The organism is Pseudomonas sp. St290, assembly GCF_018325805.1.
GTDB lineage: Bacteria > Pseudomonadota > Gammaproteobacteria > Pseudomonadales > Pseudomonadaceae > Aquipseudomonas > Aquipseudomonas bijieensis.
The window spans coordinates 1307851-1323578 of record NZ_AP014703.1 but is presented as its reverse complement, the minus strand read 5'-3'; the positions used below and the strand labels follow the sequence as shown (position 1 = coordinate 1323578).

Annotated in this window: 13 protein-coding genes; 8 read left to right on the top strand and 5 right to left on the bottom strand. The window is 61.3% G+C overall.

Annotated features, from left to right (window positions below; all coding sequences use genetic code 11):
* Nucleotides 1-42: 42 nt before the first annotated feature.
* On the bottom strand, nt 43-906 hold the full coding sequence (gene tsf / locus PBDP_RS05675) for a translation elongation factor Ts (RefSeq protein WP_109753709.1): 864 nt from the start codon (nt 904-906) through the stop codon (nt 43-45).
* A 195-nt stretch (nt 907-1101) separates the two neighbouring features.
* Nucleotides 1102-1839 carry a 30S ribosomal protein S2 gene (gene rpsB, locus PBDP_RS05670; RefSeq protein ID WP_003198231.1) on the bottom strand — a complete coding sequence of 246 codons (738 nt, stop codon included), beginning with the start codon at nt 1837-1839 and terminating at the stop codon, nt 1102-1104.
* A 375-nt stretch (nt 1840-2214) separates the two neighbouring features.
* On the opposite strand from rpsB, the gene map reads away from it, so the two are divergent.
* The 4 genes from map to PBDP_RS05650 all read left to right on the top strand — a co-directional run bounded on the left by map (nt 2215) and on the right by PBDP_RS05650 (nt 8108).
* Nucleotides 2215-2997 (top strand): type I methionyl aminopeptidase, encoded by a 783-nt coding sequence (map, locus tag PBDP_RS05665; protein ID WP_030139491.1) that lies wholly within the window; start codon nt 2215-2217, stop codon nt 2995-2997.
* A gap of 44 nt (nt 2998-3041) precedes the next feature.
* Nucleotides 3042-5744, top strand: coding sequence for a [protein-PII] uridylyltransferase (locus PBDP_RS05660; RefSeq protein ID WP_109753708.1), 2703 nt, complete (start codon nt 3042-3044; stop codon nt 5742-5744).
* A 124-nt stretch (nt 5745-5868) separates the two neighbouring features.
* Nucleotides 5869-7068, top strand: a complete 1200-nt coding sequence (dapC, locus tag PBDP_RS05655) for a succinyldiaminopimelate transaminase (protein ID WP_212801937.1) — start codon at nt 5869-5871, stop codon at nt 7066-7068.
* Nucleotides 7069-7784: 716 nt separating this feature from the next.
* Nucleotides 7785-8108: a type II toxin-antitoxin system PemK/MazF family toxin gene (locus tag PBDP_RS05650; protein ID WP_249411841.1), complete on the top strand. Its 324-nt coding sequence runs from the start codon at nt 7785-7787 to the stop codon at nt 8106-8108.
* 81 nt (nt 8109-8189) lie between these two features.
* Here the strand turns inward: PBDP_RS05650 and PBDP_RS05645 are convergent, their stop codons facing one another.
* Both PBDP_RS05645 and PBDP_RS05640 read right to left on the bottom strand, forming a co-directional pair.
* Complete coding sequence (locus PBDP_RS05645; protein ID WP_212801936.1) at nt 8190-9836, bottom strand: Na+/H+ antiporter; 1647 nt, start codon at nt 9834-9836, stop codon at nt 8190-8192.
* A 183-nt stretch (nt 9837-10019) separates the two neighbouring features.
* The gene (locus PBDP_RS05640) at nt 10020-11339 is read right to left on the bottom strand and encodes a type III effector protein RopAA (protein WP_163855177.1); all 1320 of its coding nucleotides are present in this window, start codon (nt 11337-11339) and stop codon (nt 10020-10022) included.
* 176 nt (nt 11340-11515) lie between these two features.
* On the opposite strand from PBDP_RS05640, the gene PBDP_RS05635 reads away from it, so the two are divergent.
* From PBDP_RS05635 to PBDP_RS05620, 4 genes are all read left to right on the top strand, one after another.
* Nucleotides 11516-11878 (top strand): ArsC family reductase, encoded by a 363-nt coding sequence (locus tag PBDP_RS05635; RefSeq protein ID WP_212801935.1) that lies wholly within the window; start codon nt 11516-11518, stop codon nt 11876-11878.
* Nucleotides 11879-11910: 32 nt separating this feature from the next.
* Nucleotides 11911-12945, top strand: a complete 1035-nt coding sequence (dapD, locus tag PBDP_RS05630) for a 2,3,4,5-tetrahydropyridine-2,6-dicarboxylate N-succinyltransferase (RefSeq protein WP_176688557.1) — start codon at nt 11911-11913, stop codon at nt 12943-12945.
* A gap of 76 nt (nt 12946-13021) precedes the next feature.
* Complete coding sequence (locus tag PBDP_RS05625; protein ID WP_109753701.1) at nt 13022-14227, top strand: aminotransferase class V-fold PLP-dependent enzyme; 1206 nt, start codon at nt 13022-13024, stop codon at nt 14225-14227.
* Nucleotides 14224-14628 carry a SufE family protein gene (locus PBDP_RS05620; RefSeq protein WP_212801934.1) on the top strand — a complete coding sequence of 135 codons (405 nt, stop codon included), beginning with the start codon at nt 14224-14226 and terminating at the stop codon, nt 14626-14628. Before PBDP_RS05625 ends, PBDP_RS05620 begins: the two co-directional genes overlap by 4 nt.
* A gap of 141 nt (nt 14629-14769) precedes the next feature.
* Here the strand turns inward: PBDP_RS05620 and tcdA are convergent, their stop codons facing one another.
* The gene (tcdA, locus tag PBDP_RS05615) at nt 14770-15588 is read right to left on the bottom strand and encodes a tRNA cyclic N6-threonylcarbamoyladenosine(37) synthase TcdA (protein ID WP_163855181.1); all 819 of its coding nucleotides are present in this window, start codon (nt 15586-15588) and stop codon (nt 14770-14772) included.
* Nucleotides 15589-15728: the final 140 nt, after the last annotated feature.

The window sequence follows — 15728 nt, the reverse complement described above, 5'->3', positions numbered from 1 at the left end:
TAAGCGGGCAGCCTCTTCAGGGCGACAGTTGTAAGAACCGTCTTATTGCTTGGCAGCAGCCAATTGGGCAGCAACTTCTTCAGCGAAGTTGTCGACCGGCTTCTCGATGCCTTCGCCTACCTTGAAGTAGGTGAAAGAAACGATTTCAGCACCGGCTTTCTTCGCCAGGTCGCCGACCTTGATTTCCGGGTTCTTGACGAAAGCCTGCTCAACCAGGCTGGCTTCGGCCAGGAACTTGGAGATACGACCGCTGACCATTTTTTCTGCGATTTCAGCAGGCTTGCCTTTGAGCTTCTCTTCGTTCAGCTGCAGGAAGACGCTCTTCTCGCGCTCGATCGCTTCAGCCGAAACGTCCGAAGGCAGCAGGAACTCAGGGTTGGTTGCTGCAACGTGCATGGCGATGTCTTTTGCCAGCTCGGTATCGCCGCCCTTGAGGACAACCGCAACACCGATCTTGTTGCCGTGCAGGTAGGTACCGACCACGTCACCTTCAACGCGAACCAGACGACGGATGTTGACGTTCTCGCCGGTCTTGCCAACCAGGACCAGGCGCGCTTCTTCCTGAGACTCGATCAGCGGAGCTGCGTCGGTCAGTTTGTCAGCGAAGGCTTTTTCGACGCTGGCAGCGACGAATGCCTTGAAGTCATCCTGCAAAGCCAGGAAGTCGGTCTGGGAGTTGACTTCCAGCAGCACGGCTGCCTTGCCGTCGTCCTTGATGGCGATGGCGCCTTCAGCGGCAACGTTGCCCGCTTTCTTGGCAGCCTTGATGGCGCCCGAAGCACGCATGTCATCAATGGCTTTCTCGATGTCGCCGCCAGCCTTGGTCAAGGCCTTCTTGCAGTCCATCATGCCTTCGCCGGTACGCTCGCGCAGTTCTTTGACCAACGCTGCAGTAATCTCTGCCATTTCAAAATCCTCTTGGATAGGTTTTCAACCATTCCACCCGATCGAACGGGCGATCAATTCTTCCTGGAAAACCACTGCTTATAGGCCGCGGCAGGTTACAAACAGGTCACTGCGCTGGCGGCAAATGGTTTTCGAGGTGGCAAAAAGGGGGCCAAGCCCCCTTTTTGCTTACTGAGTCAACGCCAGGGGCGTCGATTACTCAGCGGCTGCTGCCGGAGCTTCTTCAGCGAAGACTTCGGTGCCGCCGTTCACGTTGTTGCGACCACGGATAACAGCGTCTGCCATCGAACCCATGTACAGCTGGATGGCGCGGATGGCGTCATCGTTGCCTGGGATGATGTAGTCAACGCCTTCCGGGCTGCTGTTGGTATCGACAACGCCGATGACCGGGATACCCAGCTTGTTGGCTTCGGTGATCGCGATGCGCTCGTGGTCAACGTCGATCACGAACAGTGCGTCAGGCAGACCGCCCATGTCCTTGATACCGCCCAGGGAGCGGTCCAGCTTCTCAAGATCGCGAGTGCGCATCAGCGCTTCTTTCTTGGTCAGCTTGGCGAAAGTACCGTCTTCGGACTGGACTTCAAGGTCACGCAGACGCTTGATGGACGCGCGAATGGTCTTGAAGTTGGTCAGCATGCCGCCCAACCAGCGGTGATCGACGTACGGCGAACCGCAACGTGCTGCTTCTTCAGCAACGATCTTGCCAGCGGAACGCTTGGTGCCGACGAACAGAATCTTGTTTTTGCCCTGGGCCAGGCGCTCTACGAAGGTCAGTGCTTCGTTGAACATCGGCAGGGTTTTTTCAAGGTTGATGATGTGGATCTTGTTACGCGCGCCGAAAATGTATTTACCCATTTTCGGGTTCCAGTAACGGGTCTGGTGACCGAAGTGCACACCGGCCTTCAGCATATCGCGCATGTTGACTTGGGACATGATAGTTCCTTGATAAGTCGGGTTTGGCCTCCACGTATCCCAATGACCAACCAGCGGCTTATATAAGCCGAGGCACCCAGGTCATCGTGTCGACACGTGTGTGGATTTAAGCTTACGGGGTCATCCCCGGAAAGCGGCGCATTTTATACCACAGCAAGGGCGAAAACGGAACACGGATTCTGAAATCCTGGTGAAGCCCCCCTCCCACAGCCCTTTCATGGGCAATGAATGCACACCCTTATAGAGAGAAGCGATGCATGTGGACGCGGATTTGCGCTGATCGTCTGTTAGAATCGCCTCTTTCAGGGCCACGTGAATCATCATCCGCCGCCCATTTCGCTTTGAACAGCGCCGTCGGGCGCAGAGAGAGCCTGTATGACCGTTACCCTCAAGACCCCCGAGGACATCGCCAAAATGCGTGTCGCCGGCAAACTTGCCGCCGAAGTGCTGGAGATGATCGCCGACTACGTCAAGCCTGGCGTGACCACCGAAGAGCTGGACCGCATCTGCCACGACTATATCGTCAACGAGCAGAAGGCCATCCCTGCCCCGCTCAACTACAAAGGTTTCCCGAAGTCGATCTGCACCTCGATCAACCACGTGGTCTGCCACGGCATCCCCAACGAAAAACCGTTGAAGGATGGCGACACCCTGAACATCGACGTCACCGTCATCAAGGACGGTTACCACGGCGACACCAGCCGCATGTTCCATGTCGGCAACGTGCCGGAGTGGGCCGAGCGCCTGTCGAAAGTCACCCAGGAATGCATGTACATGGCCATCGAACTGGTGAAACCGGGCTGCCGCCTGGGTGACATCGGCGAAGTGATCCAGAAGCACGCACAGAAGAACGGCTTTTCGGTGGTGCGTGAGTTCTGCGGCCACGGTATCGGCAAGGTGTTCCACGAAGAGCCACAAATCCTGCACTACGGCCGTGCCGGCACCGGCATGGAGCTGCAAGCGGGCATGACCTTCACCATCGAGCCGATGATCAACCAGGGCCGCGCCGACACCAAGGTGCTGGGCGACGGCTGGACCGCCATCACCAAGGACCGCAAGCTGTCGGCCCAGTGGGAGCACACCTTGCTGGTCACCGAGACCGGCTACGAGATCTTCACCCTGCGCAGCGATGACACCATCCCGCGCGTTTCCGCCTGATCCGAACCCAGCCTATAGCTATAGATAGAAAGGAAAGCCATTCAATGCCGCAGGTGGACCCCGAACTCTTCGACCGCGGCCAGTTCCAGGCTGAACTGGCCCTGAAGGCAAGCCCCATCTCGGCGTTCAAGAAGGCGATCCGCCAGGCCCACGAAGTGCTCGACCAGCGCTTTCGCAATGGCCGGGACATTCGTCGGCTGATCGAGGACCGCGCCTGGTTCGTCGATAACATCCTGCAAAAGGCCTGGGAGCAGTTCGACTGGAGCGAAGACGCCGACATCGCCCTGGTGGCGGTCGGCGGCTATGGGCGCGGTGAGCTGCACCCCTACTCCGACATCGATCTGCTGATCCTGCTGGACAGCGCCGATCATGAGGTTTTCCGCGACTCCATCGAGCGGTTCCTGACGCTGCTGTGGGACATCGGCCTGGAAGTCGGCCAGAGCGTGCGCTCGGTGCAGGAATGTGCCGACGAAGCCCGCGCCGACCTGACGGTGATCACCAACCTGATGGAAAGCCGCACCATCGCCGGCCCCGAACGCCTGCGCCAGCGCATGCTCGATGTCACCAGCACGGAGCACATGTGGCCGAGCAAGGACTTCTTCCTGGCCAAGCACGCCGAGCAGAAGGCCCGTCACCACAAGTACAACGACACCGAGTACAACCTGGAGCCCAACGTCAAGGGCTCGCCCGGTGGGCTGCGGGACATCCAGACGATCCTCTGGGTTGCCCGCCGCCAGTACGGCACGCTGAACCTGCGGGCCCTGGCTGGCGAAGGGTTCCTGGTGGAAAGCGAAAACGCCTTGCTGGCCTCGTCCCAGGAATTCCTGTGGAAGGTTCGCTACGCCCTGCACATGCTGGCCGGGCGTGCCGAAGACCGCCTGCTGTTCGATCACCAGCGCTCCATCGCCGGCCTGCTGGGCTTCGAGGGCCAGGACGCCAAGCAGTCCATCGAAAACTTCATGCAGCAGTATTACCGGGTGGTGATGAGCATCGCCCAGCTCAGCGAACTGATCATCCAGCACTTCGAGGAGGTCATCCTCGCCCCAGAAGACGAAGAACCGCCGCAGCCGATCAACTCTCGCTTCCAGCTCCACGACGGCTACATCGAAGCTCGCAACGCCAATGTGTTCCGCCGCACGCCGTTCGCCATGCTGGAAATCTTCGTGCTCATGGCCCAGCAGCCGGAAATCAAGGGCGTGCGCGCCGATACCATTCGCCTGCTGCGGGAAAACCGTCATCTGATCGACGAGGATTTCCGCCACGACATCCGCAACACCAGCCTGTTCATCGAGCTGTTCAAGTGCAAGATCGGCGTGCACCGCAACCTGCGGCGCATGAACCGCTACGGGATCCTCGGGCGCTATCTGCCGGAGTTCGGCTTCATCGTCGGACAGATGCAGCACGACCTGTTCCATATCTACACGGTCGATGCCCACACCCTGAACCTGATCAAACACCTGCGTAAACTCCAGTACACCCAGGTCTCGGAGAAATTCCCGCTGGCCAGCAAGCTCATGGGCAAACTGCCCAAGCCCGAGCTGATCTACATGGCGGGGCTGTACCACGACATCGGCAAGGGCCGCCAGGGCGATCACTCCGAGATCGGCGCGGTGGATGCCGAAGCGTTCTGCCAGCGCCATCAACTGCCGGTATGGGACAGCCGGCTGATCGTCTGGCTGGTGCAGAACCACCTGGTGATGTCGACCACCGCCCAGCGCAAGGATTTGTCCGACCCGCAGGTGATCCACGACTTCGCCCAGATCGTTGGCGATGAAACGCGCCTGGATTACCTCTACGTGCTGACCGTGGCCGACATCAACGCCACCAACCCGACCCTGTGGAACTCCTGGCGCGCCAGCCTGTTGCGCCAGTTGTACACCGAGACCAAACGGGCCTTGCGCCGTGGCCTGGAAAACCCGGTGGACCGCGAAGAACAGATCCGCCGGACCCAGAGCGCAGCCCTGGACATCCTGGTGCGCGGCGGTACCGACCCGGACGATGTCGAGCAACTCTGGTCACAACTGGGCGACGACTATTTCCTGCGCCATACCGCCGGCGACGTGGCCTGGCACAGCGACGCGATCCTCCAGCAACCGGCCGACGGCGGGCCGCTGGTGCTGATCAAGGAAACCACCCAACGCGAGTTCGAAGGCGGCACGCAGATCTTCATCTACGCCCCGGACCAGCACGACTTCTTCGCCGTGACCGTGGCGGCGATGGACCAGCTCAACCTCAACATCCATGATGCGCGGATTATCACCTCCAGCAGCCAGTTCACCCTCGACACCTATATCGTGCTCGACACCGACGGCGATTCGATTGGCGATAACCCGGCACGGGTCAAGCAGATCCGCGACGGCCTCACCGAGGCCCTGCGCAACCCGGCGGACTACCCGACCATCATCCAGCGCCGGGTGCCACGCCAGCTCAAGCATTTCGCCTTTGCGCCCCAGGTGACGATCCACAACGATGCCCAGCGTCAGATCACAGTGCTGGAACTCAGCGCCCCGGATCGTCCCGGCCTGCTGGCGCGGATCGGGCATATCTTCCTGGAGTTCGACCTGTCGCTGCAGAACGCCAAGATCGCCACCCTCGGCGAACGGGTGGAAGACGTGTTCTTCATCACCGACGCCCATGGCCAACCGCTGTCCGACCCACAGTTGTGCAGCCGCCTGCAGGAAGCGATCGTGCGGCATTTGAGCGTCAACCAGGAACCCGATGCCCACCTGACACGCATCAGCATCTGAACGAACAAATTTCCCCCTGTGGGAGCGAGCTTGCTCGCGAAAGCGGTGTGTCAATCAACATAATCACTAACTGACACACCGCTTTCGCGAGCAAGCCCGCTCCCACATTGAACGAGGCCCTCCGATGAACAACGCCCTGAACCAGCTGCAGCCCTATCCGTTCGAGAAGCTCCGCGCCCTGCTCGGCAGCGTCACGCCCAACCCCGACAAGCGCCCGATCGCGTTGTCCATCGGCGAGCCCAAGCACCGTTCGCCGAGCTTCGTGGCCGAGGCCCTGGCCAGCAATCTGGAAAAGATGGCCGTGTACCCGACCACCCTCGGTATCCCGGAATTGCGTGAAGCCATCACCGGCTGGTGCGAGCACCGTTTCAACGTGCCGAACGGCTGGCTGGACCCGGCGCGCCATGTGCTGCCGGTCAACGGCACCCGTGAGGCCTTGTTCGCCTTCACCCAGACCGTGGTCAACCGTGGCGATGAAGCCCTGGTGGTCAGCCCGAACCCGTTCTACCAGATCTACGAAGGCGCAGCGTTCCTGGCCGGCGCCAAGCCGCACTACCTGCCGTGCCTGGACGCGAATGGCTTCAACCCGGATTTCGACGCGGTTTCGCCGGACATCTGGAAACGCTGCCAGATCCTGTTCCTGTGCTCACCTGGCAACCCGACCGGCGCGCTGATTCCGGTGGATGTACTGAAGAAACTCATCGCCCTGGCTGACGAATATGACTTCGTCATCGCCGCGGACGAGTGCTACAGCGAACTGTACTTCGACGAGCAGACCCCGCCGCCAGGGCTGCTCAGCGCCTGCGTCGAACTGGGCCGCAAGGATTTCAAACGCTGCGTGGTTTTCCACAGCCTGTCCAAACGCTCCAACCTGCCCGGCCTGCGCTCCGGTTTCGTCGCTGGCGACGCGGACATCCTCAAGGGTTTCCTGCTGTACCGCACCTACCACGGCTGTGCGATGCCGGTTCAGACCCAACTGGCAAGCATCGCGGCGTGGAACGACGAAGTGCACGTGCGCGCCAACCGCGCGCTGTACCGGGAAAAGTTCGACGCTGTGCTGGAAATCCTCAGCCCGGTACTGGATGTACAGCGTCCCGATGGCAGCTTCTACTTGTGGCCGAATGTGGCGGGCGATGATGCAGCCTTCTGCCGTGACCTGTTCGAACAGGAACACGTGACCGTGGTGCCGGGCTCGTACCTGTCTCGCGATGTGGATGGCGTCAACCCAGGCGCCGGGCGTGTGCGCATGGCCCTGGTCGCGCCATTGGCTGAATGCGTGGAAGCGGCCGAGCGGATTCGCGCGTTCATTCAGCGTCGGGGTTAATGACTGTATCGGGGCTGTTGTGGCGAGGGGATTTATCCCCGCTGGGCTGCGAAGCGGCCCCCAAGCCAGCCAACTCGGTGTGCCAGGAAGATTGAGTTCACTGCTCTAGGGCTGCTGCGCAGCCCAGCGGGGATAAATCCCCTCGCCACAGGTCCAGTGCTTCACAGGTATTTTTGTGTTTGCCTTTCGATTTATCGCGAGCAAGCTTTGCTTCCACAGTGGACTTGTGTGGCTCTCACAACCTGTGATCGATACCGGACCCTGTGGGAGCAAAGCTTGCTCGCGATGAGGCCGGCATTTATTGCATCAAGTCCGAAGCTCTACCCGATCCAAAGCCTTGGGCAGCGACACCCAGAGGCTAGAGCCCTCGCTTCCGACGGACAACCTTAAAAACTTGTCGGAAACTTCGGCGCGTCTGACAGACCACGGTCTGTCTGCTCAGACAAGAAAAGACATAAAACGTACCGCGAACGCCAAGCCGTTGATTTCGCTTACTTTGTACACCGAAAGATCTCATTCAACCCTGTTGCGAGGGTTCAAGCTGGCTTGAATTCGCTATCCCCTGTAGCCATAATCCTCCCCGTCACCAGCGAAAGCTGGCAGGAGTCTGGGTCCCTCTCGAGGTTGACCCAGCGGCGCAGAAAGGGCGAAGCAAGCTCAACTGCGTGTCGATTGAAGCCGCCTTCGGGCGGCTTTGCTTTTTATGAGGATAAGGAATGCCTCTCTATTACCATCCCAAGCAAGGCGATGTTCTTCTTTGCGACTTCACGCGGGGCTTTGTTGCACCTGAAATGCTGAAGATCCGCAAGGTGGTAGTGATCTCCCCTACCGCCACACACAGTCGCAAGCTCTGTACCGTAGTGCCGATTTCCTCCACAACTCCACAAACTCAGCAGGACTGGCACCACCTGCTCCGCACCAACCCCCTCCAGTCCGATGGCTACAAAGAGCTTTGGGTGAAGTGCGACATGATTTATACCGTGAGTTTTGAACGTCTGGACAAGCTGCACAGAAAGACTCGATCCAAGGGCCGAGAGTAGCTCGTTCCTCGCCTGGGCTCTGAAGACATGCAAGGCGTGATCGCCGGTGTGAAGGCCTACCTTCCGCTCTAACCCCAACCGTTATTTACCCAACCCCAAATTCGCCTCCGCCAGATCCAACTCCCCCAGCACCTCACGCAACACGTCATCCCCAATCTGGTGATGACGGCTGAGGCGATACAGCTCCAGCCGCTGCGCCCGAAAAGCCTTCAAGCGCAGCCGGCGTTCCAGCAGGTCCATCTCGAACGCCAACGCCTGGGCTTCGGCGGAGTCGTTGAACACCTCCAACTGATGGCGATATTCAGACATCAACCGCGCCTTGACCTCGGTCGCCAACGCCGCCTGGGCCGCATCCGGCGTACTGGTCGCTTCGGTCGGCTCCTCCACTTCCAGCGCATGGATCGCCGCTTCAGCGGTTTTGCGCCAAGCCTCGCGAACTTCGTTGCGACGCTTGTCGTCGGGGCTCTTCTCGATACCCCGCAGCAGCAGTGGCAGGGCGATGCAGGCCGCAATCAGCGACAGCAGAATCACCCCGGCGGCAATGAAGATCAGCAAGTTCCGCTCGGGAAATGCCTCCCCCGCCCCCAGCAACAATGGCACCGACAACACACCTGCCAACGTCACCGCCCCGCGCACACCGCCGAAGGTCAGCAACCAGCAGGAACGCGCCGTCGGCACCAGGGTCAACTCGCCCTTGCCGCGCCAGCGGCGCAACAGCCCGGACACGCGCCAGATGCTTTGCACCCAGACAAACCGCAGCACCAACAACACCAGGAAAATCGCCACCACGTCCAGGCAGCGATAGAACAACGTAGGCCACAACGTCGGCTCATGGCTGGTCACGGCCTTGATGATGTCCGGCAATTGCAAGCCCAGCAGCAGGAAGATCAAGCCGTTGAAGGCGAATTCCAACAGCGACCAGACACTGCGATTGAGCAATCGCGTGCCGGTCTGGCGCGGCAGCAGGTCGAGCCAGCTCTGCATCATGCCTGCCGCCACCGCCGAGAGAATCCCCGAGGCGCCCAAGCGTTCAGCCAGCACATAGGCTGCGAATGGCAGTAGCAACATGAACACCACGTGAGTGGCCGGATCGTCCCAGCTCCGGGCAATCATCCAGGCCCGCAAGCGGCCCACCAGCCAACTCAACACCACGCCCACCAACAAGCCACCGACCGCCACCAGGACAAAGGCCAGGCTCGCCCCCGCCAGGGAAAACACGCCAGTGATCGCCGCCGCCAGGGCGAACTTGAAGGTCACCAGGCCCGACGCATCGTTCATCAACGCTTCGCCCTGGAGCATGTGCATCAATGGCGCGGGCAAGCGGTCCCGGGCAATCGCCGAGACCGCCACGGCGTCGGTCGGTGACAGGACAGCCGCCAGGGCGAAGGTCACCGGCAACGGGATACCGGGCAGCAGCCAATGAATGAAATACCCCGCCCCAACTACCGTAAACAGCACCAACCCTACCGCCAGCGTCAGGATCGGCCCGCGCAGGCGCCAGAATTCGCGCTTGGGCATGCGCCAACCATCGGAGAACAGCAGTGGCGGCAGGAACAGAAACAGAAACAACTCGGGATCAAGCGCCACATGCAGCCCCAGTGAGGGCCAGGCCAGCACGGCGCCGGCGCCGATCTGCACCAGGGGCAACGGCAGCGGAATCAACCGTCCGATCAGGCGCGACACGCCCACCAGCATCAACAGGATCAGGACGGTATAGGCGCTTTGCATAACGGACTTCCAATGACAGCCATACACATCTGCGGCAACAGCTGGCCGGTGAAGTGCCATATTAACTGCCAAGGTGAACCGCTGCCGTTGCACATTGGTCGCACCTGAGCGGCGTCAATGCGCAGTCGCCCCTTGGTCGCTCCCAACCTCCACGCGGCAGGAGCGACCGGCGACTATCCGAAGCTAAACAGCTCGCTCAGCGGCATTGAGGGTCGGGCGGCCCGAGACAACATCGACGCCGTCACCCTCATTGTCGCTGTCTTCCCCGATCTGTTCGGCCGCCGACATTTCGACCAAGGGCAACATTCCCTGCAGCTCATCCGGATGAGCGGGACCGGCAGATAGCCTGTCCAACGCGGCGGAGGCCTCGTCCGCCAACGGCTGGGTCATCACTCCCGTCGTCACCCAGGCGGCGAGCACCGGGGCCATCGTGGCCGTAACCGTCGCCTTGCCAGCCGCCGCAACACCCGCAGGCGAAATCCCGGCGTTCCTGGCTGCATTGACAGCGGCGGTCTGGGCCATGCCGATCGCGGTAATCCCGCCGGCCAACGCTCCAAGACCACTGGTCAAGCCGGTCGGCGTAACCAGGGCTTGCAGCGATTTGCTGCCATCGCGCATCGCGTCCAGCGGCAGGCTGCCGACCCGCTTCGCAATGCCCATCGCAGCACTTCCTACGCCATAATTCTTGAGATCCTTGTAACGCTGGTGCCAGTCTTGACGCCCCAACAGGTATTGCGGGCCAATCCGGTGTTTCGATTTATCGATGGAATGTTGCAGGTCATAGGCGGCCATGCCTGAAAGCGGAGAACCGACGGCAGCTATCACAGAGTCCACCCTGCTGCCCGTTTGCGCATCGACGAGATGCGTCACGACGGGTTGGACGACCGTGCGCAACGCGTTTCGCGCGCTGAAGGTCTGGAAAGTCAGGCTGCCTTCGATAGCCCGGGTCGTCAGGCTCGGCTTCGCCGCCTGGGCGGATTCCCGCATGACCGGTTCCAGATCGGCATCTTCGGCCACCAGCCACTGGGTGTCGCTGGTGGCGCGCTGGATCAGGCCATTGCCGACCGTGTCGGCGGCGCTGCTGACCAGGCCGGCAATCGCCGACAGCGCCAACGGCGCGGTAATCGAGCCATTGCCGGTCACCGCCGGGACGAAGTCCAGCGCAATGGACGCCACGCCGAAGGGAACCGAACGAACGAATCCAACAGTGTCATGGGCCGCGCGATCCAGCCGCGAGCCTTTGGTCAGTACGGCATCGACGCTTTCCGCGGTTTCCCCGTCATTGGCCAAGGTGCGCGAACGATCGTCGATCAGTGCTTCGAAGGCCTCGCGATTGGCACCGTTTATATGCGGCTCGAATACCCGGGTGAGCTGGGCCTTGATTGCACCAGTGCGATTTGCCAGGTCCTGTTCAGCCGTGACAGGACCGATCGGGACGGCTGCGGCGGTCCCGGTGGTCGATGTCGTTGAATGGAGCGGGGGGGTCAGGGAAATAGGATCCATGGGCTGCTCTCTCGTGCGCAAAAGTGTTGGGTTTACCTGTGCTGTGTGGTCGCCTCTTTTCTATCGGTTCCGCCTTGTCCGATCCGTCGCGACAGTCAAGGCACTGAAAGGAACGACGTGGCATAATCGTCCGCTGATTTTCAGGACGATACCGGGAACGTTTTGGAGGAGCATTCATGCCCAGGGAAAACAAGCATTTACAGCTTTTCGGCATCAAAGCCTGCGATACGATGAAAAAAGCGCGTACCTGGCTCGATGAGCACGCGGTGCGCTATGACTTTCACGATTACAAAACTGCCGGCATCGACCGTGAGCACCTGACCCAATGGTGCAACGAACATGGCTGGCAAGTGGTGTTGAACCGTGCCGGTACGACCTTTCGCAAACTCGACGACGAACGCAAAGCCGATCTCGACCAGACGAAAGCCATCGAACTGATGCTCGCCCAACCCTCGATGATCAAGCGCCCGGTGCTTGATCTCGGTGACCGAACCCTGATTGGCTTCAAGCCAGATATTTATGCGGCAGAGATCAAGTAAGCCTGCCCAGTCCATTCTGTAGAGGTAATTTCATGTCCACTACCCTGTTCAGCCTGGCCTTCGGTGTCGGCACTCAAAACCGTCAAGGCGCCTGGCTGGAAGTGTTCTACGCACAGCCGCTGCTCAACCCGTCGGCTGACATCGTCAAAGCCATCGCGCCGATCCTTGGCTACAGCGAAGGCAACCAGGCCATCACCTTCACCACCGCCCAGGCCTCGCAACTGGCTGAAGCGCTCAAGGGCGTCGATGCCGCGCAAGCCGCCCTGCTGACCCGCCTGGCCGAAAGCCACAAGCCGCTGGTCGCCACGCTGCTGGCCGAAGATGCCCAACTGAGCTCCACGCCTGAGGCTTACCTCAAGCTGCACCTGCTGTCCCATCGCCTGGTCAAGCCCCATGGCCTGAACCTGGCCGGCATCTTCCCGCTGCTGCCGAACGTGGCCTGGACCAGCCAGGGCGCGATCGACCTGAGCGAACTGGCCGAGCACCAGCTCGAAGCCCGCCTGCGTGGCGAGTTGCTGGAAGTGTTCTCGGTGGACAAGTTCCCGAAAATGACTGACTACGTGGTTCCGGCTGGCGTACGGATCGCCGATGCCGCACGGATCCGCCTGGGCGCCTACGTGGGCGAAGGCACCACCGTGATGCACGAAGGTTTCGTCAACTTCAACGCTGGCACCGAAGGCCCGGGCATGATCGAAGGCCGCGTGTCGGCTGGCGTGTTTGTCGGCAAGGGCTCGGACCTGGGCGGCGGTTGCTCGACCATGGGCACCCTGTCGGGCGGCGGCAACATCGTGATCAAGGTTGGCGAAGGCTGCCTGATCGGCGCCAACGCCGGCATCGGTATCCCGCTGGGCGACCGCAACACCGTGGAGTCGGGCCTGTACGTGACCGCCGGCACCAAGGTCGCGCTGCTGGACGAGAACAACCAACTGGTCAAGGTGGTCAAGGCCCGTGAACTGGCTGGCCAACCCGACCTGTTGTTCCGCCGCAACTCCGAGACTGGCGCGGTGGAATGCAAGACCCATAAATCGGCCATCGAGCTGAACGAAGCGCTGCACGCCCACAACTAAGTCGCTTCACCCCCTCACCTGTGGGAGCGAGTTTGCTCCCACAGGGTCCGGCGTAACTCCAGCAGGGCCCGAAAGCATGTTGATCCCATCCCCTTGGCGCGCCGACTTCCCGGCCATCGCCGCCCTGCAACGGCAAGGCCAGACCTACCTGGACAGCGCCGCCACCACGCAAAAACCCCAAGCCCTGCTCGATGCCCTGACGCATTACTACGCCAATGGCGCCGCCAATGTGCACCGTGCACAACACCTACCCGGCGCCCACGCCACACAGGCGTTCGAAGACAGCCGCCTCAAGGTGGCGCAATGGCTCAACGCCGGGGATTGCGGGCAGATCGTCTTCACCCATGGCGCCACTTCGGCGCTGAACCTGCTGGCCTACGGGCTGGAACATCTGTTCAACCCGGGCGATGAAATTGTCATCAGCGCCCTGGAACACCACGCCAATCTGCTGCCCTGGCAGCAACTGGCCGAGCGCCGCTCGTTGACCCTGGTGGTGTTGCCGCTAGACGCTGACGGGGTGATCGATCCTGGCGCCGCCGCCGAACTGATCGGCCCGCGTACCCGCTTGCTGGCGGTGAGCCAGTTGTCCAATGTGCTGGGAGCCTGGCAGCCAGTGCCTACGCTGCTGGCGCTGGCCAAGGCCCAGGGCGCACTGACAGTGATCGACGGCGCCCAAGGCGTGGTCCATGGTCGCCACGACGTTCAGGCACTGGGCTGCGACTTTTATGTGTTTTCCAGCCACAAACTCTACGGCCCCGACGGGCTGGGCGTGCTGTTTGGTCGTACCGAGGCCCTTGGCAACCTGCGCCATTGGCAGTTCGGTGGCGAAATGGTGCAACAGGCCGATTACCACAACGCCACGTTCCGCCCGGCGCCGCTGGGCTTCGAGGCCGGCACGCCGCCGATTGCCAGCGTGATCGGGTTGGGCGCGACCCTGGACTACCTGTCCACTCTTGATCCGCAAGCGGTCATTGACCATGAGGCGGCGCTGCATGACTACCTGCTCCATGGTTTGTTGGCTCGCAACGGCGTGCGCCTGGTAGGCAACCCACGGCTGGCCCTGGCCAGCTTCGTGGTTGAAGGCGTGCACAACGCCGACCTGGCCCATCTGCTGACCGAACAAGGCATCGCCGTGCGCGCCGGGCATCACTGCGCCATGCCGCTGTTCAAGCATTTGAAGCTGTCCGGGGCGATTCGGGTGTCACTGGCGCTGTACAACGACTCCGCCGATATCGAACGCTTCTTCGAAGCGCTGGATCAGGCCTTGGAGATGCTTCGATGAATCTACCCGCCGATGCCGCCGCAGCGTTGCAGATTTTCCAGGACGCCTCGGGCTGGGAACAACGCGCCCGGCTGCTGATGCAATGGGGCGAGCGCCTGCCGCCCCTGAGTGACGCAGACAAATGCGACGCCAACCTCGTTCATGGCTGTGAGAGCCAGGTGTGGTTGGTGGGCCAGTTGCACGACGGACATTGGCAGTTTGCCGCCAGCAGCGATGCAAGGTTGATCCGTGGGTTGGTGGCGTTGTTGCTGGCGCGGGTCAACGGGTTATCCACTGACGAGTTGCAGCAGGTGGATTTGCCGGATTGGTTCAATCAGCTGGGATTGTCGCGACAGTTGTCGCCGTCGCGTAGCAATGGCTTGAATGCGGTGTTAAAGCGGATGCGCGAATTGACACAATAACCGTGGCGAGGGAGCTTGCTCCCGCTGGACTGCGCAGCAGTCCCAAAAGCAGTCAACTCAATCTGTCTGACATACCGCGTTGCCCGGTTTCAGGGCCGCTTCGCGACCCAGCGGGAGCAAGCTCCCTCGCCACAAAGGCCGTTACTGCCCGCCCTTGAGCCGATCCGCCGGCCGCCGCACACCCGCCACGATCTTATCCACAGCCTTGGTCGCCGCGACCATGCCGAACGTCGCCGTGACCATCATCACCGCGCCAAACCCACCGGCGCAGTCGAGCTTGACGCCGTCGCCGACAAAACTCTTCTGCAGGCAAATGCTGCCATCCGGTTTGGGGTAGCGCAGTTGTTCGGTAGAGAACACGCAGGGCACGCTGTAGTGGCGGGTCACGGTGCGGGAAAAACCATAGTCGCGGCGCAAGGTGGAGCGCACTTTCGAGGCCAGGGGATCGTTGAACGTGCGGTTCAAGTCGCAGACCTGGATCAGCGTCGGATCGATCTGCCCACCCGCCCCGCCCGTGGTGATGATCTGGATCTTGCGGCGCTTGCACCAGGCGATCAGCGCAGCCTTGGCGTTGACGCTGTCGATGCAGTCGATAACACAGTCGATGTTCGGCGTGATGTATTCGGCCATGGTCTCGCGGGTGACGAAGTCCGCCACCGCGTGCACCGTGCAGTCGGGGTTGATCCCCCGCAGCCGCTCGGCCATCACGTCGACCTTGGGCTTGCCGACGGTGCTGTCCAGGGCGTGCAACTGGCGGTTGGCGTTGCTGACGCAGACATCGTCCAGGTCGAACAGCGAAATCTCGCCCACACCACAACGGGCAATGGCTTCCGCCGCCCAGGAACCGACCCCACCCACCCCGACGATCGCCACATGGGCCGCCCGCAGGCGCTCCAGGCCTTCGATGCCATACAAACGGGCGATACCGGCAAACCGTGGATCTTCTGTACTCATGACCATTACCCCAAAAACCGGCGCGCATTATAGGGCTTTGTCTCGGCAATTTAAGCAAAACCTCTGTGGGAGCGAGCCTGCTCGCGATGGCGGTGGATCAGTGGCAGTGATGTTGACTGACACACCGCCATCGCGAGCAGGCTCGC